The sequence below is a fragment of the Stenotrophomonas sp. YJH_SMC_133 genome (genome assembly GCF_059370655.1).
The window spans coordinates 67,621-88,211 of sequence record NZ_JCAFTW010000015.1 but is presented as its reverse complement, the minus strand read 5'-3'; the positions used below and the strand labels follow the sequence as shown (position 1 = coordinate 88,211).

The following is a 20,591-nucleotide window of genomic DNA, read 5'->3' as shown; positions in this document are numbered from 1 at the left end:
CGTGGTCGCCAGCGAAGTGCGTACCCTCGCCCAGCGTTCGGCTGCGGCGGCCAAGGAGATCAAGGGCCTGATCGATGATTCGGTCGGCAAGGTCGCCGAAGGCTCCAGCCTGGTGCACCAGGCCGGCAGCACCATGGGCGAAATCGTCGCCTCGGTGCAGCGCGTGACCGACATCATGGCCGAGATCTCCGCCGCTTCGCAGGAACAGTCGGCCGGCATCGAGCAGGTCAACCAGACCGTGGTGCAGATGGACGAGACCACCCAGCAGAACGCCGCGCTGGTGGAAGAAGCCACCGCCGCCGCACGTGCGATGGAAGACCAGGCCGCGCAGCTGGCCGACGCCGTGGCGATCTTCCGCCTCGACAACCAGGTCTCGGCCGCGGTGAAGGCTGTCGCCGAACGCGTGGAACCGGCGCGCATCACCCCCGTGGCACGTCCGCAGCCGACCAGCACGCCCACGCCGGTACGTCGCAGCAGCAACGCCAGCACCTTCGCCGCCAGCGACAGCGACTGGCAGGAATTCTGAGACCCACCCGCGGCGGCTTCGGCCGCCGCCTCTGCCGATGGACACGTCCCCCGTGCAAAGTCCTACTCCCATCGTCACCGGCCCGCGCGAGTTCGAGTTCGCCGACCGTGATTTCCGCCGCGTCTGCGACCTGATCTACCAGCGCGTGGGCATCGCCCTCGCACCGGCCAAGCGCGACATGGTCTATGGCCGCCTGTCGCGCCGCCTGCGCACGCTGGGCATGCGCAGCTTCCAGCAGTACCTGGACCATCTTGAGCAGGAAGACGGTGACGAGTGGCAGTCGTTCACCAACGCACTGACCACCAACCTGACCTCGTTCTTCCGCGAGCCGCACCACTTCGACAAGCTGCGCGAAGAACTGCAGCAGCGTTCCAGCCGTTCGCCGCTGCTGCTGTGGTCGTGCGCGGCGTCCACCGGTGAGGAACCCTATTCGATGGCGATCACCGCCTGCGAGGCCTTCGGTACGCTGAAGCCGCCGGTGCGCATCATCGCTACCGACGTCGATACCCAGGTACTGGCCACCGCCGGCCGCGGCGTCTACAACATCGACCGTGTCGCCAATCTCGACCCGGACCTGCGCCGCCGCTACTTCCAGCGTGGCAGCGGTCCCAACGAGGGCCAGTGCCGCGTGCTGCCGGCGCTGCGCGAGCTGATCGAGTTCCGTCCACTGAACCTGCTCGCCCCGCGCTACGACGTCGGCGGCCCGTTCGACGCGCTGTTCTGCCGCAATGTGATGATCTACTTCGACAAGCCGACCCAGCGCGCCATCCTCGGCCGCCTGGTGCAGCACCTGGCCGACGATGGCCTGCTCTACACCGGACACTCGGAGAACTACCTGCACGCCGCCGACCTGATCCAGCCCTGCGGGCGCACCCTGTACCGCCGCGCGGCAAAGGCCGGCGCATGAACGCCTCACTGCGTACCGACGACGTGATGCGCTACCAGGATGCACGCTTCCAGACCCTTGCCGCCAAGCTGCTGCCCACCCAGTACCTGGTGGTCGATGACACCACCGCGCTGACCACCACCCTGGGTTCGTGCGTGGCCGCCTGCCTGCGCGACCCGGTGCTGAAGATCGGCGGCATGAACCACTTCCTGCTGCCGGAGGGCAACGCTGGCGACGGCGCGCCCGCACGCTACGGCAGCTATGCGATGGAGCTGCTGATCAACGACATGCTCAAGCGCGGCGCGCACCGCAAGCGCATCGAGGCCAAGGTGTTCGGCGGCGCCAACGTACTGAAGGGCTTCACCAGCAATCCGGTCGGCACCCGTAATGCCGAGTTCGTGCGCCAGTACCTGCAGGCCGAGCATATTCCGATCATCGCCGAGGACCTGTGCGGCATCCATCCGCGCAAGATCTGGTTCTTCGCCGACACCGGCCGGGTGGTGGTGCAGCGCCTGCCGCATGCCCACGAAGCCGAAGTGGCTGCCACCGAATCGGCAGTGCGTGCGCGCCTGTCCAAGGCCCCGGTCACCGGTGGCGTGGAGTTGTTCGAATGACCCTGACCGGCAACGCCCCCTGCCGGGTCCTGATCGTCGACGACTCCGCCGTCGTGCGCCAGATGCTCACGGAAATCCTGTCCAGCGATCCGGCCATCGACGTGGTCGGCACCGCTGCCGACCCGCTGCTGGCGCGCGAGAAGATCAAGCGCCTGGCCCCGGACGTGATCACGCTGGACGTGGAAATGCCACGCATGGACGGCCTCGCCTTCCTGGAAAACCTGATGCGGCTGCACCCACTGCCTGTGGTGATGATTTCCTCGTTGACCGAGCGCGGCGCCGATACCACGCTGCAGGCACTGGCACTGGGCGCCGTGGACTTCGTCTCCAAGCCCAAGCTGGACGTCGCACGCGGCCTGCAGGGCTACGCCGACGAGATCATCGCCAAGGTGAAGATGGCGGCGCGCTCGCGGGTGCGCCCGCTGGTGCGTGCTGCCGCTCCGAAACTCCTGCTGGAAGCAGCTCCTGCAATGCGCCCGGCTGCACCGCAGTTCCGCACCACCGACCGCCTGATCGCGATTGGTTCTTCGGCCGGCGGCACCGAGGCGCTGCGCGTGGTGCTGGAAGGCATGCCGGCCGATGCGCCTGCCGTGGTGATGACCCAGCACCTGCCCGCCAGCTTCAGCAGCGCCTTCGCCGAACGCCTGGACCGGCATTCCGCGATGGCCGTGCGTGAGGCCAGCGACGGCGAGGCAGTGCTGCCTGGCCATGCCTACCTGCCACCGGGCGGCAAGCACCTGCGGATCATCCGCGACGGTGCGCGCTGGCGCTGCCGCGTCGATGATGGCCCTGCAGTGAACCGCCACAAGCCCGCGGTGGACGTGCTGTTCCGTTCGGTCGCGCAGAGCGCGGGCGGCAACGCCATCGGCGCCATCCTCACCGGCATGGGTGACGATGGCGCGCGCGGCCTGCTGGAAATGCGCCAGGCCGGCGCGCCGACGCTGGTCCAGGATGAAGCCACCAGCGTGGTCTGGGGCATGCCCGGTGCTGCCTTCAAACTGGGAGCGGCCGAAGAACAGGTGCCATTGGAACGGATCGCCGAACGACTGTTGGCGCTCGCCCGCGGCTGATCGTCCGCGGCATCGCACCGCCTGATTCCCCCTTTCAGATGCCGGCCCCGGAAGGGCCGGCACGGCTGTCGTGTTTTCCAAGGAGTTTGACCATGGCCCTGCGTCTCTTCCGTTACCAACCGTCACTGCTGGCGGCCGCTCTGCTGGCTCCGCTGGCAGCTACCGCTGCCGGCGTGCCGGCACCGCCGCAGGCCACCGCGGGCCTTCCCCCCGCCCCCGTCGCGAAGGGCACCGTCTGGACCGATCGCGTTCAGATCCAGAGTGGTCCGGATACCGCATCGAAGCGCCTCCACGCACCCGACGTGGCGTTGCGCATCGTCACCCCCGATGACAGCGAGTCGCTCACGCCAAAGGGGCTCGCACTGCTCTTCAGCGGCAATGAGCCGGACTACTTCCGGCGCAACACCCTGCCCGGCAGCATCGTCGAGAGCCAGGCCAGCCCCGCCATCACGCTGATGCCCAACGTAGCCAGGGCGCTGGTGGGTGGCTACTTCAGCTATGCGCCCGACGCGCTGCCCAACCAGAGCAGCACCCTGCGTTTCAGTGCAGACACCTGGGCGCTGGTGCACCAGGGCAACACGCGGAAGGATCCCCTTTACCGCCTCAACCACGTCAGCACCATCGAGCAACGCCGTGCCGATGGCACCCTGGCTGAATTCATCAGATGCAGTGACAGCGACGACCGGGCGACCCTGGGCGAGTGGCAGGCCAATGACTACGCCAGACTCAAGATTGCCGCCCAGGTGATCACGATGAAGTGCACCGAGCAGCTCATCAAGCGAATTCCGGCGATGTACCCTCGCCCGCTTGCTGCTGAAGATCTCACGGCCTACGCAGGCGGTGCCGTGCCGCCGGCACGGGTGCGCATCTATGCCAGCCTGGGGCGGACCACCACCCTGTACACCGACGCCGCCTGCCGCGAGGACTACCGCGACAGGATCGACGTCAAGTACAACAACGCCGGTGACAAGGGCGTGCTCGGCATCCCCGCCACGGAAACCCTGCGCAGCAAGGAGAACGAGCGGTTCTCCATGCTCAGCTACCAGGAGTACGAAGTCGCCGGCGGCAAGCCGCTGATCGTCGAAGCGCGCTTCGACGCATCAAGCCGCATGTACTGCGACGGGCAGTTGTCGGGTCAGTTCGTGGCCAGGCCCGGGCAGGACTACGAAGTGGAAATGGAAGTGGCCGACAAGATGTGCCGCCTGCATCTGCGCCAGGTACACGCCGATGGCAGCACGACGCCACAGGTCGCACGCAGGACCCCCAGCAGCTGTGAGGGCACGCGTGCGCCGGTCCGCATTGAACCGCGGCAGGACATGCAGGTCCTGCTGTTCAGCCCAGGCCAGCTGCAGATCCAGGATGCCCGTCAGGGCGGCGCACCGGAACGGTTGACCGACGACGCGGGCAGCACCGAGGCACTGCGGAAGATGCTGCAGCAGGCCAGCAGCAATCCCGGCACACGCCTGTGCGTGGTGGTACCGGCTACCGATTACAGCAGCGCCCTTCACGATGCCGTGCGCGAACGCGTACTGGACGCACCGCAGGTATTGCCCAGCCTGTGGGAAGAGGCGGCCACGGTGAACAGGCGCCGCAGTGCCGCCGCCGATGCTCCGGTCGACATCGCCGCTGCGATCGCCCATTGCAATGCGTTCCCGATCAGGGAATTCGCGCCGCGCTGAGCAATCGCTCCCCTACCTTCGGCCTTCGCCGGGCATCAACCACCAGAGCGCACACAGCGCCTCATCTTCGTTTCCCCAAGGAGTACTACCGTGGCATTACGCCCAACCTGCCTCACCGCCGCGATCGCGGCCACCCTGCTGCTGGCGCCGTCGGCCTACGCCAACGACGAAGCATCCACACCCACGCCTGCCGTGGATTCCGCGGTCACCAGCGGATCAACGCTCGATCCAGCAACGGATGCGGCGACCGCGCCAGACGCGGTGCACGCCCCCACCGCGGCCGATCCGGCCATCGGGAATGTCACAGCCGCCGTGGCACCTCCTGTCGACTACAGCAGCCTGCAGCACATCAAGGTCACCTCCGGACTGGGTGCAGGCCCCAACGGCAATCGCGTGGGCGATCACGTGCTGCGCCTGGTGATGCGTGCCGACACCGCTGCCGTCACCGCGGCCAAGGTCGGCCTGTCTGCTCTGGCGTTCGTCACTGGCGTGGGTGACATCGGCACCAGCAACAGCTTCAGCAAGAACAACGTCCGTGGCGAGGACATCCACTCTGTGCCCAGCCCGGCCTTCGGCGCATTGCCCGGCATGATCCGCGAGCAGCTGGCACTCTATTTCGCGGCCCATCCCGGCGCCATTCCCAGCGACGAGCGCACCGTGGAAGCCAGCGCCGGCCAGTGGTCGCTGGTGTACCAGAAGCTCAGCGATGCAGAGACCCCCTACGAGCTGCGCCACGATGTAACCATCGGCTTCCCGGTGGTGCGCAAGCTGTTCCGCAGCGCCAGTGGCGGCCAGGGCGTGCACTGCCGGGACGAAGCACGGGTTGCCCCGCTGCAGGAATGGCAGGCAGACGACTATGCGAAGGCCAAGGCGGCGTCGCGTGAGTTCGCCGAGGCCTGCATTGCGCGTTTCGTGGCTGAGCTGCCCCGCCTGTTCCCCGACCATGGCGTTCTGCCGCAGCCTGCGGTGGAAGCCGAGCTTCCGGCGGAAACGCCGGCCGTGGCCGAGGAAGCGGCCGCCGTTACCCAGGCCTGAACCTGGGTACGCCCCCAAACGAAGAACCCCCGGTTCTCACCGGGGGTTCTTCGTTTCAACGGCGTGCCGGCCAGCGGCCGGCACTACCGCGTCAGGCAGCGACCGTGTTGGCCACGTCCTGGTATTCCTCGATCTGGTCGAAGTTCATGTAGCGGTAGATCTCCGCACCATTGGCGTTGATCACGCCGATGTCCGCCATGTACTCCTCCTTGGTCGGGATGCGGCCCAGACGCGAGCAGATCGCGGCCAGTTCGGCCGAACCCAGGTACACGTTGGTGTTGCGGCCCAGGCGGTTCGGGAAGTTGCGGGTCGAGGTCGACATCGCGGTGGAGCCTTCGCGGATCTGCGCCTGGTTGCCCATGCACAGCGAGCAGCCCGGCATTTCCATGCGGGCGCCGGTGGCGCCGAAGGTGCCGTACACGCCTTCCTTGGTCAGCTCCGAGGCGTCCATCTTGGTCGGCGGGGCCACCCACAGGCGGGTCGGCAGGTCACGCTTGCCTTCCAGCAGCTTGGCAGCGGCACGGAAGTGACCGATGTTGGTCATGCACGAACCGATGAACACTTCGTCGATCTTGGCGCCAGCGACTTCGGACAGGGTCTTCACGTCGTCCGGATCGTTCGGGCAGGCCACGATCGGCTCGTGGATGTCGGCCAGGTCGATCTCGATGACGGCGGCGTACTCGGCGTCGGCATCCGGCTCCAGCAGCTGCGGGTTGGCCAGCCACGCCTCCATCTTCTCGATGCGACGCTGCAGCGAACGCGGATCCTGGTAGCCCTCGGCAATCATCCACTTCAGCAGCGTGATGTTGCTGGTCAGGTACTCGATGATCGGTTCCTTGTTCAGGCGCACCGAGCAACCGGCCGCCGAACGCTCGGCCGAGGCGTCGGACAGTTCGAACGCCTGTTCGACCTTCAGCTCCGGCAGGCCTTCGATTTCCAGGATGCGGCCGGAGAAGATGTTCTTCTTGCCAGCCTTGGCCACGGTCAGCAGGCCCGACTTGATCGCGTACAGCGGGATCGCGTTGACCAGGTCACGCAGGGTCACGCCCGGCTGCATCTTGCCCTTGAAGCGCACCAGCACCGACTCCGGCATGTCCAGCGGCATCACGCCGGTGGCCGCAGCGAAGGCGACCAGGCCCGAACCGGCCGGGAACGAAATGCCCACCGGGAAGCGGGTGTGCGAGTCACCACCGGTACCCACGGTGTCCGGCAGCAGCATGCGGTTGAGCCAGCTGTGGATCACGCCGTCGCCCGGGCGCAGCGAAACGCCGCCACGGGTGGAGATGAACTCCGGCAGGGTGTGGTGGGTCTTCACGTCCACCGGCTTCGGGTAGGCGGCGGTGTGGCAGAACGACTGCATCACCAGGTCGGCCGAGAAGCCCAGGCAGGCCAGGTCCTTCAGCTCGTCACGGGTCATCGGGCCGGTGGTGTCCTGCGAGCCGACCGAGGTCATCTTCGGTTCGCAGTAGGTGCCCGGGCGCATGCCCTGGCCTTCCGGCAGGCCACAGGCGCGGCCGACCATCTTCTGTGCCAGCGAGAAGCCCTTGCCGGTGTCGGCCGGCTGCACCGGCAGGCGGAACAGGTTGGTCGGGGCCAGGCCCAGCGCTTCGCGCGCCTTGCCGGTCAGGCCACGGCCGATGATCAGCGGAATGCGGCCACCGGCACGCACTTCGTCGAACAGCACTTCGGACTTGACCTGGAACTCGGCGATCACTTCACCGTTCTTCAGCGCCTTGCCTTCGTACGGACGCAGCTCGACCACATCGCCGTGCTCCATCTTCGACACGTCCAGCTCGATCGGCAGTGCGCCGGCATCCTCCATGGTGTTGTAGAAGATCGGGGCGATCTTCGAACCCAGGCAGACGCCACCGGCGCGCTTGTTCGGGATGAACGGAATGTCATCACCGGTCCACCACAGCACGCTGTTGGTGGCCGACTTGCGCGAGGAGCCGGTACCGACCACGTCGCCGACATAGGCAACCAGGTGGCCCTTGTCCTTCAGGTCGAGGATCTGCTGGATCGGGCCGCGCTTGCCGTCTTCTTCCGGGGTGAACGGCGCGTCGTCGCGCTTGTTCTTCAGCATCGCCAGGGCGTGCATCGGGATGTCCGGGCGGGTGGTCGCATCCGGTGCCGGCGACAGGTCGTCGGTGTTGGTCTCGCCAGGCACCTTGAACACGGTGACGGTCAGGCTCTGCGGCACTTCCGGGTTGCTGGTGAACCACTCGGCATCGGCCCAGCTCTGCAGCACGGCCTGGGCGTTGGCGTTGCCGGCCTTGGCCTTTTCCTGCACGTCGTGGAACGCGTCGAACACCAGCAGGGTCTTCTTCAGGCCATTGGCAGCAATGGTGCCGGCGCTGGTGTCGTCAAGCAGCTGCACCAACGGCGCAACGTTGTAACCGCCGAGCATGGTGCCCAGAAGTTCGGTGGCGCGCTCGCGGCTGATCAGCGGGTTCTGCTCGCTGCCCAGCGCGATCGCGGCCAGGTACGAGGCCTTGACCTTGGCTGCGTCATCGACGCCGGCCGGCACGCGGTGGGTCAGCAGGTCGAGCAGGAACTCGGCCTCGCCCTGCGGCGGGTTCTTCAGCAGTTCAATGACATCGGCCGTCTGCTGCGCGCTCAGCGGCAGCGGCGGGATGCCAAGCGCAGCGCGCTCGGCGACGTGGTGGCGGTAGGCTTCCAACATGACAACTCCCGGGTAATGCGTAGGTTGAAATAACAAAGTGGGCTCAGGCTTGCGGCACGATCAGCTTCAGGCCCTTGAAGTAGTCGCGGTAAAACGTGTCGTTCCAGGTGATCAGGCCGTCGCACTGCAGCAGTGCGTGGGCGCCGACCATGAATTCGTCCAGGCTGCGGCGGCTGCCGCCGCGCTGGCGATGACGGCGGTGCATCTCGCCGGCGCGCAGTGCCGACTTGGCTTCCATCGGATTGAAATGCACACCCATCTCTTCCAGCGCTTCGAGCACTTCGGCACCGCCGCGCAGCGATGCGCAGACTTCGGCCAACGTCGCGCCACAGACCACCACGCGGCCACCGACCAGGCTCTGCCTGAGGATGGCTTCCACGGCATCGGCCTGCGGACCATTGCTGAGCAGCTCGACCAGCACCGGTGAATCGACGGCGATCATCACGGCTTACTCCTCGTCACGCACCGCGCGCACCGCCGCGTCGGACGATTCGAAGCCGTCCAGCGCGAACTTGCCGCGCGCCCGTGAAATGGCATCGTCAACACTCTTGCGCAGGATGATGCGGCTGCCGTCCAGCTCGACCTTCAGCAGCGTGCCCTTGGTCAGGCCGAGGGCATCACGCACCGCCTTGGGCAGGGTGATCTGTCCGCGTTCAGCAACGGTGGCTTCCATGGGGGGTACGCCTCAAAAAGTATGCATGAATTATACATACTCGCAGCATCTGGAACAAACCCGCCCAATCCGTGACCGCGATCCTGCGCTGGTCGCATCCGGGGGTTAGACTGGCTCCGCAGCGACCTGCTGCGGCCCCGGGCTGGACGCACCGCGTGCCGCCCGCACCTACCCGCCATAAAAGGATGTTCCATGCGCGCCTTGACCCTTGCCCTGATGCTGGCTGCCCCGCTGGCCCTTTCGACGACGGCAGCCCACGCCAATCCGTTCGGCGCCTACACCACCGGCGTCGAGATCACCCAACAGCAGATGGACACCCTGGAAGTCGGCAAGACCAGCCAGGACCAGGTCCGTGAGAAGTTCGGCGCACCCGGCCGCCGCGAACAGCTGGGCGACACCCAGGTCTGGTACTACGACTACGTGAAGATCAAGACCTTCGGCAAGAACATCCAGGAAGCGACCGTCCTGGAATTCAACAAGCAGGGTGTGCTGACGGCCAAGTCCAAGAGCAACGCTGTTGGCAAGACCGGCAATCCGCTGCTGGATGCCGCCAACGGCAAGTAAGTCCTGCTCGACACGCACTTCCGGACGGGACGCCCATGGGCGTCCCGTCTGCGTTCGGGCCAGCGGGCGACGACCGCACGCGCTGACACGAAGGCTACACACACCGCTGTAACCTTGCGTTCCAAGCCAGCCGGGTCATTGCCGGGCGCTGGATCGCCGATACTGGGCAGGATCCGGGGCCGGAATGCCACCGGCGACCGCAAGCAGGCCCCTGCACGCACGGGCCAGAGCAAGCCATCCGCAAGAAGGAGTTACCCCGCATGAGCGATTCGTTCTCCACCCGCAGCCAGCTGAACGTCGGCGGCAAGACCTACGACTACTTCAGCCTGCCCACGCTGGGCCAGCGCTTCGATATCTCCCACCTGCCCTACTCGATGAAGATCCTGCTGGAGAACCTGCTCCGGCACGAGGACGGCGGCATCACCGTCGGCAAGGACCACATCGAAGCCGTGGCCCGCTGGAATCCGGCGGCAGAACCGGACACCGAGATCGCCTTCATGCCGGCGCGCGTGGTCCTGCAGGACTTCACCGGCGTACCCTGCGTGGTCGACCTGGCCGCGATGCGCGATGCGGTGGTCAAGCTCGGCGGCTCGCCGGAGCAGATCAACCCGCAGATTCCTTCCGAGCTGGTCATCGACCACTCGGTGCAGGTCGATGTGTTCGGCAAGCCGGACGCACTGGACCTCAACGGCAAGATCGAATTCCAGCGCAACCAGGAACGCTACGGCTTCCTGCGCTGGGGCCAGAAGGCCTTCGACAACTTCAAGGTGGTGCCGCCGAACACCGGCATCGTCCACCAGGTGAACCTGGAAAACCTCGCCCGCGTGGTGATGACCGCGGAGAAGGATGGCAAAGCCGTGGCCTACCCCGATACCGTGTTCGGTACCGACAGCCACACCACGATGATCAACGGCATCGGCGTGCTGGGCTGGGGCGTTGGCGGCATCGAAGCGGAGGCCGCCATGCTCGGCCAGCCATCGTCGATGCTGATCCCGCAGGTGGTCGGCTTCAAGCTGACCGGCAAGCTGCCCGAGGGTGCCACCGCCACCGACCTGGTGCTGACCGTCACCCAGATGCTGCGCAAGCTGGGCGTGGTCGGCAAGTTCGTCGAGTTCTACGGTGACGGACTGCAGCACCTGCCGCTGGCCGACCGCGCCACCATCGGCAATATGGCCCCGGAATACGGCGCCACCTGTGGCATCTTCCCGATCGACGCCGAGTCGCTGAACTACCTGCGCCTGTCCGGCCGCAGCGAAGAGCAGATCAACCTGGTCGAGGCCTACGCCAAGGCGCAGGGCCTGTGGCACGAGCCAGGCAGCCCGCACGCCCAGTACAGCACCACGCTGGAACTGGACATGGGCACGGTGAAGCCGTCGCTGGCCGGCCCGAAGCGCCCGCAGGACCGCGTGCTGCTGGAAGACGTGCAGAAGAACTACCGTGAAGCCCTGGTCGGCATGACCGCCAACCGTGACAAGCGCAGCGACGACGTCTCCTCGTTCGTCAACGAAGGCGGCGGCGCCGCGGTCGGCAACGAGCAGCTGGCCAAGGGCTTCGCCGACATCGAGATCGAAGGCCGCAAGGTCCGCCTGAAGGACGGCGCGGTGGTCATCGCTGCCATCACTTCGTGCACCAATACCTCCAACCCGGCGGTGATGATCGGCGCCGGCCTGCTGGCCCGCAATGCGGCCGCCAAGGGCCTGAACCGCCAGCCGTGGGTGAAGACCTCGCTCGGGCCGGGCTCGCGGGTGGTCACCGATTACCTGGAAAAGGCCGGCGTACTGAAGGAGCTGGAAAAGATCGGCTTCTACGTGGTCGGCTACGGCTGCACCACCTGCATCGGCAACTCCGGCCCGCTGCCGACCGAAGTCAGCGCCGGCATCGCCACCGGCGACCTGGTGGTCACCTCGGTGCTGTCGGGCAATCGCAACTTCGAGGGCCGCGTGCACCCCGAAGTGAAGATGAACTACCTGGCCAGCCCGCCGCTGGTGGTGGCCTACGCCATCGCCGGCACCACCGACATCGACCTGACCACCCAGCCGCTGGGTACCGGCAGCGATGGCCAGCCAGTGTTCCTGCGCGACATCTGGCCGAGCAACAAGGAAATCGGCGACGTCATCGCCGCCACCATCGGGCCGGAGATGTTCAAGCAGAACTACGCCGACGTGTTCAAGGGTGATACCCGCTGGAACACCATCGCCTCGCCGGACGGCAACCTGTACGCGTGGAGCGATGCCTCCACCTACATCAAGAACCCGCCCTACTTCGATGGCATGACCATGCAGACCGGCAGCATCAACGACGTGCACGGCGCGCGCGTGATGGGCCTGTTCGGCGATTCGATCACCACCGACCACATCTCCCCGGCCGGCAACATCAAGAAGGACTCGCCGGCAGGCCGCTTCCTGCAGGAGCGCGGCGTGCAGCCGGCCGACTTCAACAGCTACGGCAGCCGCCGCGGCAACGATGACGTGATGGTCCGCGGCACCTTCGCCAACATCCGCATCAAGAACCTGATGTTCGGTGGCGAGGAAGGCGGCAACACCCTGTACTACCCGGCCGGTGGCGGCCAGCCGGAAAAGCTGGCGATCTACGATGCGGCCATGAAGTACAAGGCCGACAAGGTGCCGCTGGTGGTGCTGGCCGGCAAGGAATACGGTACCGGTTCGTCGCGTGACTGGGCTGCCAAGGGCACCCTGCTGCTGGGGGTGAAGGCAGTCATCGCCGAAAGCTTCGAGCGCATCCACCGCTCCAACCTGGTCGGCATGGGCGTGCTGCCGCTGCAGTTCCGCAACGGCGAGAACGCGCAGAGCCTGGGCCTGGACGGCTCGGAAGTGATCGACATCACCGGCCTGCAGGACGGTGCCAGCAAGCGCGCCACGGTCACCGCGACCAAGGCCGACGGCACGAAGAAGACCTTCGAGGTGTCGGTGATGCTGCTGACCCCGAAGGAAGTCGAGTACTTCCGTCATGGTGGCCTGCTGCAGTACGTGCTGCGCCAGTTGGCCAGCAAGTAACGTTCCGCTCTCGGTAGAGTCGACTGCTGGTCGACTACCCAACAAAAGGGGCGGATCCTCGCGGATCCGGCCCTTCCTGTTTCTCTGCAGCCAGGCATGGCCTGGCTCTACCGCATCTCCGGCGGCACCGGGATGGGCGCCAGATGCGCGGTCACCGGCGCGGCGCGTCCGGGTCGGCGCGCAGCGCCTTCAGCAGGCCCCACATGTAGAACGCCAGGGTGAACGAGAACGGCAGGCCGCACAGCACCACCGCCGTCTGCATTGCGCTGAAATTGCCGGCCAGCAGCAGCCCGACGCTGGCTACGGTGATGCCGACGGCCCAGAACACGCGCAGCCAGATCGGCGCGTCATGGCCATCTTCCACCCCATCGTCAACGCGACGGGTACACAGGTTGGCGATCATCAGCGTGCCCGAATCGACCGGGGTCAGGAACAGCACGAAGCCGATCACCACCGCGGCACCGGCCACGTACGGCGCGGCGGGCAGGTATTCCAGCAGCTTGAACAGCGTCATCGCCGCATCGTGCTGGGCCACGTCACCCAGGATCGCCTGGCCATGGTTGAGCACCAGGTCGATGGCGGTGTTGCCGAAGATCGACAGCCACGCCAGGGTGAAGCCGAGCGGGATCAGCAGCACGCCCATGATCACTTCGCGGATGGTGCGGCCCCGCGAGATGCGCGCCACGAAAAGGCCGACGAACGGCGCCCAGGCGATCCACCAGGCCCAGTAGAACAGCGTCCACGAGCCCATCCACTCACGACCCTTCCGGTCGTTGAGGTACATGTCGAAACTCTTGCGCACGAACGCACCGAGGTAATCGCCGGTGTTCTGGATCAGGCCATCGAACAGGTGCAGGGTCGGGCCGGTGACCAGCACGAACAGCAGCAGGCCGCACAGCAGGCGCACGTTGAGGTTGGACAACCAGGCAATGCCCTTCTCCACACCGGCGACCACGCCGATGGTGGCCACCACCATCATCACCAGCACGATCGCCACCAGCACCTGCGGCGTATCCGGGATGTGGAACAGGTAGACCAGGCCGGACTGCACCACCAGCGCGCCGATGCCGAGGTTGGTGACCATCGAGATCAGCGTGGCGAGGATGCCGAAGCCATCGACCATGTCGCCGATGCGGCCATGGATGCGCTCACCGAAGATCGGGTACAGCGCCGAGCGCAGCGCCAGCGGCAGGTCACGGCGGTAGGCGAAATAGCCCAGTGCCACGCCGACCAGCGCATACAGCGCCCAGCCGTGCAGGCCCCAGTGCAGGAAGGTCAGCACCATCGCCTCGCGGCCGGCGGCCACGGTGCCGCCGGGTTGCCCGGGCGGATGCAGGAAGTGGTCCAGCGGCTCGTAGGCGCCGTAGTACAGCAGCGCGATGCCGATGCCGGCCGAGAACAGCATCGAGACCCAGGCGACGTAGCCGAAGGCCGGCGATTCCTCGTTGTGACCCAGGCGGATGCGGCCATACGGCGAGAACGCCAGCCACAGCACGAAGCCCAGGCACAGCACGATCAGCAGCATGTACCACCAGCCGAACGCGGCCGACACCTCGGCCTGCGCCCATTGCAGCCAGTGCTCGCTGCCTTCGGGATAGAGAACGGTGAGCAGCCCGAGGATGCCGATCGACACCGAGGAGCTGAAGAAGACAAAACGGTTCAAGCGCAGGGGCGAACGCTTGGGATGAGCCAGGGAAGACATGGGGTCGTCTCATCAAGTCCGAGGGAGCACATGGGCGGGGCCGGACCGGTAAACCGGGCCCATGGCGTGGGGCGCGAGCGCATCCTAGGGTTTATTGATTGAACGTTCAATCAATAAAAAGCATAATGGCGGGCAGCCCGATCCTTCGGGTCGCAATCCGTGGAGAGACAATGCCGAAGAAAGGCGTGGAACCGGTACGACGCGAGCAGCTGATCCGGGCCACTTTCCAGACCATCGACGAGATCGGCATGGCCGATGCGACCGTCGCCACCATCGCGAAGAAGGCAGGGCTGTCCAGCGGCATCGTCGCCCACTACTTCGGCGACAAGGACGGCCTGCTCAATGCCGCAATGCGGCAGATCCTGCGCGAGCTGAAGGACGCGGTCGCCCGCTACCGCGCCGACGCCAGCGACGACCCGCGCGAGCAGCTGCGCGCCATCGTCGACGGCAACTTCGACGACAGCCAGATCAACGGCACCGCGATGCGCGTCTGGCTCACCTTCTGGGCCGCGAGCATGCACCAGCCGGAACTGGCCCGGCTGCAGCGCGCCAACGACCAGCGCCTGTTCTCCAACCTGTGCCACCAGTTCAACCGCCTGCTGCCCCACCCGCAGGCCCGCCTGGCCGCTCGCGGGCTGGCCGCGATGATCGATGGCCTGTGGCTGCGCGGCAGCCTGGTCGGCGGCCAGTTCAACGCCGAGAAGTCCCGGCGCATCGCTTACGGCTACATCGACTTCCAGTTGCAGGCTGTCGCGCTATAAGCGCTCCAGCACCCGCCCCCTTCCAAGGAGTACGCCCCATGACCACCCTGCCCGTCCAACAGCTCTACATCCACGGCCAGCGCGTCGATGCCACCAGCGGCAAGACCTTCAAGACCGTCAACCCGGCCACCGGTGAGGTGATCGCCGAAGTGCAGGTTGCCAGCCAGGCCGACGTCGAGCGTGCCGTGCAGAGCGCGTCCGAAGGCCAGAAGGTGTGGGCCGCGATGACCGCGATGGAACGCTCGCGCATCCTGCGCCGCGCCGTCGAGATCCTGCGTGAGCGCAACGACGAGCTGGCCCACCTGGAAACCCTGGACACCGGCAAGGCGCTGGCCGAAACCACCACCGTGGACATCGTCACCGGCGCCGACGTGGTCGAGTACTACGCCGGCCTGGCCACCGCCATCGAAGGCATCCAGCTGCCGCTGCGCGAATCGAGCTTCTTCTACACCCGCCGCGAGCCGCTGGGCGTGGTCGCCGGCATCGGCGCCTGGAACTACCCGATCCAGATCGCCATGTGGAAGTCGGCCCCGGCCCTGGCCGCCGGCAACGCGATGGTGTTCAAGCCTTCGGAAGTGACCCCGCTGACCGCGATCCGGCTGGCCGAGATCTACACCGAAGCCGGCGTGCCGGCTGGCGTGTTCAACGTCGTGCAGGGCCCGGGCCGCGAGATCGGCCAGTGGCTGACCGAGCACCCGGTGATCGAGAAGATTTCCTTCACCGGTGGCGTCGCCACCGGCAAGAAGGTCATGGCCAGCGCCGCGTCCTCCTCGCTGAAGGAAGTGACCATGGAGCTGGGCGGCAAGTCGCCGCTGGTGATCTGCGATGACGCCGACCTGGACCGCGCCGCCGACATCGCGGTGATGGCCAACTTCTTCAGCTCCGGCCAGGTCTGCACCAACGGCACCCGCGTATTCGTGCCGCGCAGCATGCTCGCCGCGTTCGAGGCCGCCGTTGTCGAGCGCGTCAAGCGCATCCGCATCGGCGACCCGATGGCCGCCGAAACCAACTTCGGCCCGCTGACCAGCTTCCCGCACATGGAAAACGTGCTGCGCTACATCGAAAGCGGCAAGGCCGAAGGCGCCCGCCTGCTGACCGGCGGTGGCCGTGCCACCGAAGGCGCGCTGGCCAATGGCGCCTACGTTCTGCCGACCGTGTTCTCCGACTGCCGCGATGACATGACCATCGTCAAGGAAGAGATCTTCGGGCCGGTCATGAGCATCCTCGCCTACGACGACGAAGACGAAGTGGTGCGTCGCGCCAACGACACCACCTTCGGTCTGGCCGCCGGCGTGGTCAGCAAGGACATCAGCCGCGCCCACCGCATCATCCACCGCCTGGAAGCCGGCATCTGCTGGATCAATACGTGGGGCGAGTCGCCGGCCGAAATGCCGGTCGGTGGCTACAAGGAATCCGGCGTCGGCCGCGAGAACGGCATCTCCACCCTCGGCCACTACACCCGCATCAAGTCGGTGCAGGTGGAACTGGGCGACTACGCCAGCGTGTTCTGACCGGCGCGCCCCGAGCGCGCACCCTCGTCCGGCCACCGCGCCGATCCGACATTCCGCCGGGACGCCTGCATGCAGCGCGCCCCGGCCTGCAGGAGACACCCATGAGCACCCACAACGAGTACGACTACATCATCATCGGCGCTGGTTCGGCCGGCAACGTGCTGGCGACCCGCCTCACCGAAGATGCCGATGTCAGCGTGCTGCTGCTGGAAGCCGGTGGCCCGGACTACCGGCTCGACTTCCGTACCCAGATGCCGGCGGCACTGGCCTTCCCGCTGCAGGGCAAGCGCTACAACTGGGCGTACAAGACCGATCCCGAGCCCTTCATGAACAACCGCCGCATGGACTGCGGCCGCGGCAAGGGGCTGGGCGGCTCGTCGCTGATCAACGGCATGTGCTACATCCGCGGCAACGCGATGGATTACGACAACTGGGCCAGCATGCCGGGCCTGGAAGACTGGACCTACCTGGACTGCCTGCCGTACTTCCGCAAGGCGGAAACCCGCGACATCGGCCCCAATGACTACCACGGTGGCGACGGCCCGCTGCGCGTGACCACGCCGAAGGCCGGTAACAACGAGCTGTTCGCTGCGATGGTCGAAGCCGGCGTGCAGGCCGGCTACCCGCGCACCGACGACCTCAACGGCTACCAGCAGGAAGGCTTCGGCCCGATGGACCGCACGGTGACCCCGAAGGGCCGTCGCTCCAGCACCGCCCGTGGTTACCTGGACCTGGCCAAGCCGCGCCCGAACCTGACCATCGTCACCCACGCGCTTACCGACCGCATCCTGTTCTCGGGCAAGCGTGCGGTGGGCGTGCAGTGGCTGCACAACGACCAGCCGCAGCGTGCCACCGCGCGCCGCGAAGTACTGCTGTGTGGCGGCGCCATCGCCTCGCCGCAGATCCTGCAGCGTTCGGGCGTCGGCCCGGCCGACCTGCTGCGCAGCCTGGACATCGACCTGGTGCACCACCTGCCGGGCGTCGGCGCCAACCTGCAGGACCACCTGGAGATGTACCTGCAGTACGAGTGCAAGAAGCCGGTCTCGCTGGCACCGGCACTGAAGCTGTACAACCAGCCGGCCATCGGCGCCGAGTGGCTGTTCCTGGGCACCGGCATCGGCGCCAGCAACCAGTTCGAGGCCGGCGGCTTCATCCGCAGCGACGCCGAATTCGACTGGCCGAACCTGCAGTACCACTTCCTGCCGGTAGCGATCAATTACAACGGCTCCAACCCGATCAAGGCGCACAGCTTCCAGATGCACGTCGGTTCGATGCGCTCGCCCAGCCGCGGCCGCATCCACGTGCGTTCGAAGGATCCGCGCGAACATCCGAGCATCCTCTTCAACTACATGTCGCATGAGCAGGACTGGCGCGAGTTCCGCGCGGCGATCCGCATCACCCGCGAGATCTTCGCGCAGCCGGCGCTGGCACCGTACAGCGGCCGCGAGATTTCCCCGGGCAGCGCGCTGCAGACCGATGCGCAGATCGATGCGTTCGTCCGCGAACATGCCGAGACCGCCTACCACCCGTCGTGCTCGAACAAGATGGGCCACGCCGATGACCCGATGGCGGTGGTCGACGGCCAGGGCCGCGTGCACGGGCTGGAAGGCCTGCGCATCGTCGATGCCTCGATCATGCCGCAGGTGGTGACCGGCAACCTCAACGCGCCGACCATCATGATGGCCGAGAAGCTGGCCGACGTGATCCGCGGCCGCACCCCGCTGGCCCGCAGCACCGCGCCGTACTACAAGGCCAACGGTGCACCGGTGCGCAAGCAGGACTGACGCAAGCGCCCCGCTTGGCGACACGGTCGTGCCGGCCGCTGGCCGGCATCCACCGGAATCCCGATCGAGCGCAGATGCCGGCCAGCGGCCGGCACGACCAAGCAAAGAGGCCCTTCGGGGCCTCTTCGCGTTTTCCCTACGGCGGGGTATGCTGCAATGAACGGCCATTGTCGCTACGCTCAGGGCCGGAACCTAATACATCACGATTCCTGGAGGGGGAATATGAGTCTGGATCGTCCCTGGCTGCAGAGCTATCCGAAAGGCGTTCCCGCCGAAATCGACATCAACGAGTTCCATTCGGTAGCTTCGGTCTTCGACGCTTCCGTCGCGAAATTCCGCGACCGTCCGGCCTACTCCAGCTTCGGCAAAGTGCTCACCTACGGTGAGACCGATGCGCTGGTCACCCAGTTCGCCGCCTACCTGCTGGGTGAGCTCAAGCTCAAGAAGGGTGACCGCGTCGCCCTGATGATGCCCAACTGCCTGCAGTACCCGGTGGCCACCTTCGGCGTGTTGCGCGCCGGACTGACCGTGGTCAACGTCAACCCGCTGTACACCGCGCGCGAACTCAAGCACCAGCTGGTCGACGCGGGCGTCAGTGCGCTGGTGGTGGTCGACAACTTCGGCGACACCGTCGAACAGGTCATCGCCGATACGCCGGTCAAGCACGTGGTCACCACCGGCCTGGGCGACCTGCTCGGCGCCAAGGGCGCGATCGTCAACTTCGTGCTGAAGTACGTCAAGAAGATGGTGCCCAACTACCACATCAAGGGCGCCGTCCGCTTCAGGCAGGCGCTCAAGCTGGGCAGCCGCCACGCGCTTCCGAAGGTCGAGATCGACCACGACGACATCGCTTTCCTGCAGTACACCGGCGGTACCACCGGCGTGGCCAAGGGCGCGATGCTGACCAACCGCAACCTGATTGCCAACATGCAGCAGGCGTCGGCGTGGCTGTCCACCTCGGGCATCGAGCCGGGCAAGGAAGTGATCATCACTGCCTTGCCGCTGTACCACATCTTCGCGTTGACCGCGAACGGCCTGGTCTTCATGAAGTTCGGTGGCTGCAACCACCTGATCACCAACCCGCGCGACATGAAGGGTTTCGTCAAGGAGCTCAAGGGCACCCGCTTCACCGCCATCACCGGCGTCAACACGCTGTTCAACGGCCTGCTCAACACGCCCGGCTTCGACGAGATCGACTTTTCTTCGGTCAAGTTCACCCTCGGCGGCGGCATGGCGGTACAACGTGCCGTGGCCGAACGCTGGAAGAAGGTTACCGGGGTGACCCTGGTCGAAGCCTATGGCCTGACCGAGACCTCGCCGGCGGCCTGCATCAACCCGCTCACCCTGCCCGAGTACAACGGCGCCATCGGGCTGCCGATCCCGTCCACCGATGCGTGCATCAAGGACGACAACGGCAACATCCTGGCGCTGGGCGAAGTGGGCGAGCTGTGCATCAAGGGCCCGCAGGTGATGAAGGGCTACTGGCAGCGCCCGGAGGAAACCGCCACCGCCATCGACGCCGACGGCTGGCTGCACACCGGCGACATGGCGAAGATGGACGAACAGGGCTTCTTCTACATCGTCGACCGCAAGAAGGACATGATCCTGGTGTCCGGCTTCAACGTGTACCCGAACGAGGTCGAGGACGTCATCGCGATGATGCCCGGCGTGTTGGAAGTGGCTGCGGTCGGTGTCCCGGACGAGAAGTCCGGCGAGGTCGTGAAGGTCGTGATCGTGAAGAAGGACCCGAACCTGACCGCGGAAATGGTCAAGGAACATGCCCGGGCCAACCTGACCGGTTACAAGCACCCCAGAATCGTAGAATTCCGAAAGGAGCTGCCGAAGACCAACGTCGGCAAGATTCTCCGTCGCGAGCTGCGTGATACGCCCGCCCAGTAAGGGTTTCCGGGCAACACGACAGTACAGGGGACCCCGCCGGAGACGGCGGGGTCTTTTTATTGCCGGAACATGGCCGGCCCGGCGCTTGCGGGCGGTTCACGACGGGTGCATAGAATCAGTCGCCGCCGCATGTTCAGCTCGCCCCCTCACTCCTCTCCGTCCGCTCTGCGGTTGGCCGGACGGTCACACG

At 66.3% G+C, this 20,591-nt stretch carries 16 protein-coding genes; 12 read left to right on the top strand and 4 right to left on the bottom strand.

What is annotated here, in order from left to right; genetic code table 11:
* The 6 genes from AC5P78_RS19155 to AC5P78_RS19130 all read left to right on the top strand — a co-directional run.
* Positions 1-526, top strand: a 526-nt coding sequence (locus AC5P78_RS19155; protein WP_495204722.1) for a methyl-accepting chemotaxis protein, incomplete at its 5' end; no start/stop codon positions are given.
* A 37-nt stretch (positions 527-563) separates the two neighbouring features.
* Positions 564-1,433 carry a CheR family methyltransferase gene (locus AC5P78_RS19150; protein ID WP_012480090.1) on the top strand — a complete coding sequence of 290 codons (870 nt, stop codon included), beginning with the start codon at positions 564-566 and terminating at the stop codon, positions 1,431-1,433.
* Positions 1,430-2,026: a chemoreceptor glutamine deamidase CheD gene (gene cheD, locus AC5P78_RS19145; protein WP_005409511.1), complete on the top strand. Its 597-nt coding sequence runs from the start codon at positions 1,430-1,432 to the stop codon at positions 2,024-2,026. The genes AC5P78_RS19150 and cheD overlap by 4 nt, the downstream gene beginning before the upstream one ends.
* A complete protein-coding gene (locus tag AC5P78_RS19140) occupies positions 2,023-3,096 on the top strand; it encodes a protein-glutamate methylesterase/protein-glutamine glutaminase (RefSeq protein ID WP_005409510.1) in 1,074 nt (357 codons plus the stop codon). Before cheD ends, AC5P78_RS19140 begins: the two co-directional genes overlap by 4 nt.
* A 92-nt stretch (positions 3,097-3,188) precedes the next feature.
* Positions 3,189-4,775 (top strand): hypothetical protein, encoded by a 1,587-nt coding sequence (locus tag AC5P78_RS19135; RefSeq protein WP_044570055.1) that lies wholly within the window; start codon positions 3,189-3,191, stop codon positions 4,773-4,775.
* A gap of 90 nt (positions 4,776-4,865) precedes the next feature.
* Positions 4,866-5,810 (top strand): hypothetical protein, encoded by a 945-nt coding sequence (locus tag AC5P78_RS19130; RefSeq protein ID WP_049460683.1) that lies wholly within the window; start codon positions 4,866-4,868, stop codon positions 5,808-5,810.
* Positions 5,811-5,901: 91 nt separating this feature from the next.
* Here the strand turns inward: AC5P78_RS19130 and acnB are convergent, their stop codons facing one another.
* Genes acnB through AC5P78_RS19115 form a run of 3 tightly spaced genes read right to left on the bottom strand, consistent with a single transcriptional unit; the run spans position 5,902 to position 9,166 of the window.
* The gene (gene acnB, locus AC5P78_RS19125) at positions 5,902-8,493 is read right to left on the bottom strand and encodes a bifunctional aconitate hydratase 2/2-methylisocitrate dehydratase (protein WP_012480087.1); all 2,592 of its coding nucleotides are present in this window, start codon (positions 8,491-8,493) and stop codon (positions 5,902-5,904) included.
* A 43-nt stretch (positions 8,494-8,536) separates the two neighbouring features.
* Positions 8,537-8,935, bottom strand: a complete 399-nt coding sequence (locus AC5P78_RS19120) for a type II toxin-antitoxin system VapC family toxin (RefSeq protein ID WP_005409506.1) — start codon at positions 8,933-8,935, stop codon at positions 8,537-8,539.
* Between the two features lie 6 nt (positions 8,936-8,941).
* Positions 8,942-9,166: an AbrB/MazE/SpoVT family DNA-binding domain-containing protein gene (locus AC5P78_RS19115; protein ID WP_005409505.1), complete on the bottom strand. Its 225-nt coding sequence runs from the start codon at positions 9,164-9,166 to the stop codon at positions 8,942-8,944.
* A 192-nt stretch (positions 9,167-9,358) separates the two neighbouring features.
* On the opposite strand from AC5P78_RS19115, the gene bamE reads away from it, so the two are divergent.
* Positions 9,359-9,730, top strand: a complete 372-nt coding sequence (bamE, locus tag AC5P78_RS19110; RefSeq protein ID WP_005409504.1) for an outer membrane protein assembly factor BamE domain-containing protein — start codon at positions 9,359-9,361, stop codon at positions 9,728-9,730.
* A 260-nt stretch (positions 9,731-9,990) separates the two neighbouring features.
* Positions 9,991-12,744: an aconitate hydratase AcnA gene (gene acnA, locus AC5P78_RS19105; protein WP_088431980.1), complete on the top strand. Its 2,754-nt coding sequence runs from the start codon at positions 9,991-9,993 to the stop codon at positions 12,742-12,744.
* A 151-nt stretch (positions 12,745-12,895) separates the two neighbouring features.
* On the opposite strand, the gene AC5P78_RS19100 is transcribed toward acnA, so the two are convergent.
* Positions 12,896-14,446 carry a BCCT family transporter gene (locus tag AC5P78_RS19100; protein ID WP_111198189.1) on the bottom strand — a complete coding sequence of 517 codons (1,551 nt, stop codon included), beginning with the start codon at positions 14,444-14,446 and terminating at the stop codon, positions 12,896-12,898.
* Between the two features lie 170 nt (positions 14,447-14,616).
* On the opposite strand from AC5P78_RS19100, the gene betI reads away from it, so the two are divergent.
* From betI to AC5P78_RS19080, 4 genes are all read left to right on the top strand, one after another.
* Positions 14,617-15,207 (top strand): transcriptional regulator BetI, encoded by a 591-nt coding sequence (gene betI / locus AC5P78_RS19095; RefSeq protein WP_005409501.1) that lies wholly within the window; start codon positions 14,617-14,619, stop codon positions 15,205-15,207.
* Between the two features lie 38 nt (positions 15,208-15,245).
* Positions 15,246-16,718, top strand: a complete 1,473-nt coding sequence (gene betB, locus AC5P78_RS19090) for a betaine-aldehyde dehydrogenase (RefSeq protein ID WP_005409500.1) — start codon at positions 15,246-15,248, stop codon at positions 16,716-16,718.
* 101 nt (positions 16,719-16,819) lie between these two features.
* Positions 16,820-18,502, top strand: a complete 1,683-nt coding sequence (betA, locus tag AC5P78_RS19085; RefSeq protein ID WP_005409499.1) for a choline dehydrogenase — start codon at positions 16,820-16,822, stop codon at positions 18,500-18,502.
* Positions 18,503-18,724: 222 nt separating this feature from the next.
* The gene (locus AC5P78_RS19080) at positions 18,725-20,401 is read left to right on the top strand and encodes a long-chain fatty acid--CoA ligase (RefSeq protein ID WP_076739006.1); all 1,677 of its coding nucleotides are present in this window, start codon (positions 18,725-18,727) and stop codon (positions 20,399-20,401) included.
* Positions 20,402-20,591: the final 190 nt, after the last annotated feature.

Coding starts and splice junctions, on each gene's coding strand:
- cheD (WP_005409511.1), top strand. CDS start 1,430: ATGAACGCCTCACTGCGTACCGACGACGTGATGCGCTACCAGGATGCA.
- bamE (WP_005409504.1), top strand. CDS start 9,359: ATGCGCGCCTTGACCCTTGCCCTGATGCTGGCTGCCCCGCTGGCCCTT.
- AC5P78_RS19100 (WP_111198189.1), bottom strand. CDS start 14,446: ATGTCTTCCCTGGCTCATCCCAAGCGTTCGCCCCTGCGCTTGAACCGT.
- betA (WP_005409499.1), top strand. CDS start 16,820: ATGAGCACCCACAACGAGTACGACTACATCATCATCGGCGCTGGTTCG.
- AC5P78_RS19140 (WP_005409510.1), top strand. CDS start 2,023: ATGACCCTGACCGGCAACGCCCCCTGCCGGGTCCTGATCGTCGACGAC.
- AC5P78_RS19135 (WP_044570055.1), top strand. CDS start 3,189: ATGGCCCTGCGTCTCTTCCGTTACCAACCGTCACTGCTGGCGGCCGCT.
- AC5P78_RS19150 (WP_012480090.1), top strand. CDS start 564: ATGGACACGTCCCCCGTGCAAAGTCCTACTCCCATCGTCACCGGCCCG.
- AC5P78_RS19120 (WP_005409506.1), bottom strand. CDS start 8,935: ATGATCGCCGTCGATTCACCGGTGCTGGTCGAGCTGCTCAGCAATGGT.
- AC5P78_RS19080 (WP_076739006.1), top strand. CDS start 18,725: ATGAGTCTGGATCGTCCCTGGCTGCAGAGCTATCCGAAAGGCGTTCCC.
- betI (WP_005409501.1), top strand. CDS start 14,617: ATGCCGAAGAAAGGCGTGGAACCGGTACGACGCGAGCAGCTGATCCGG.
- AC5P78_RS19115 (WP_005409505.1), bottom strand. CDS start 9,166: ATGGAAGCCACCGTTGCTGAACGCGGACAGATCACCCTGCCCAAGGCG.
- acnA (WP_088431980.1), top strand. CDS start 9,991: ATGAGCGATTCGTTCTCCACCCGCAGCCAGCTGAACGTCGGCGGCAAG.
- betB (WP_005409500.1), top strand. CDS start 15,246: ATGACCACCCTGCCCGTCCAACAGCTCTACATCCACGGCCAGCGCGTC.
- acnB (WP_012480087.1), bottom strand. CDS start 8,493: ATGTTGGAAGCCTACCGCCACCACGTCGCCGAGCGCGCTGCGCTTGGC.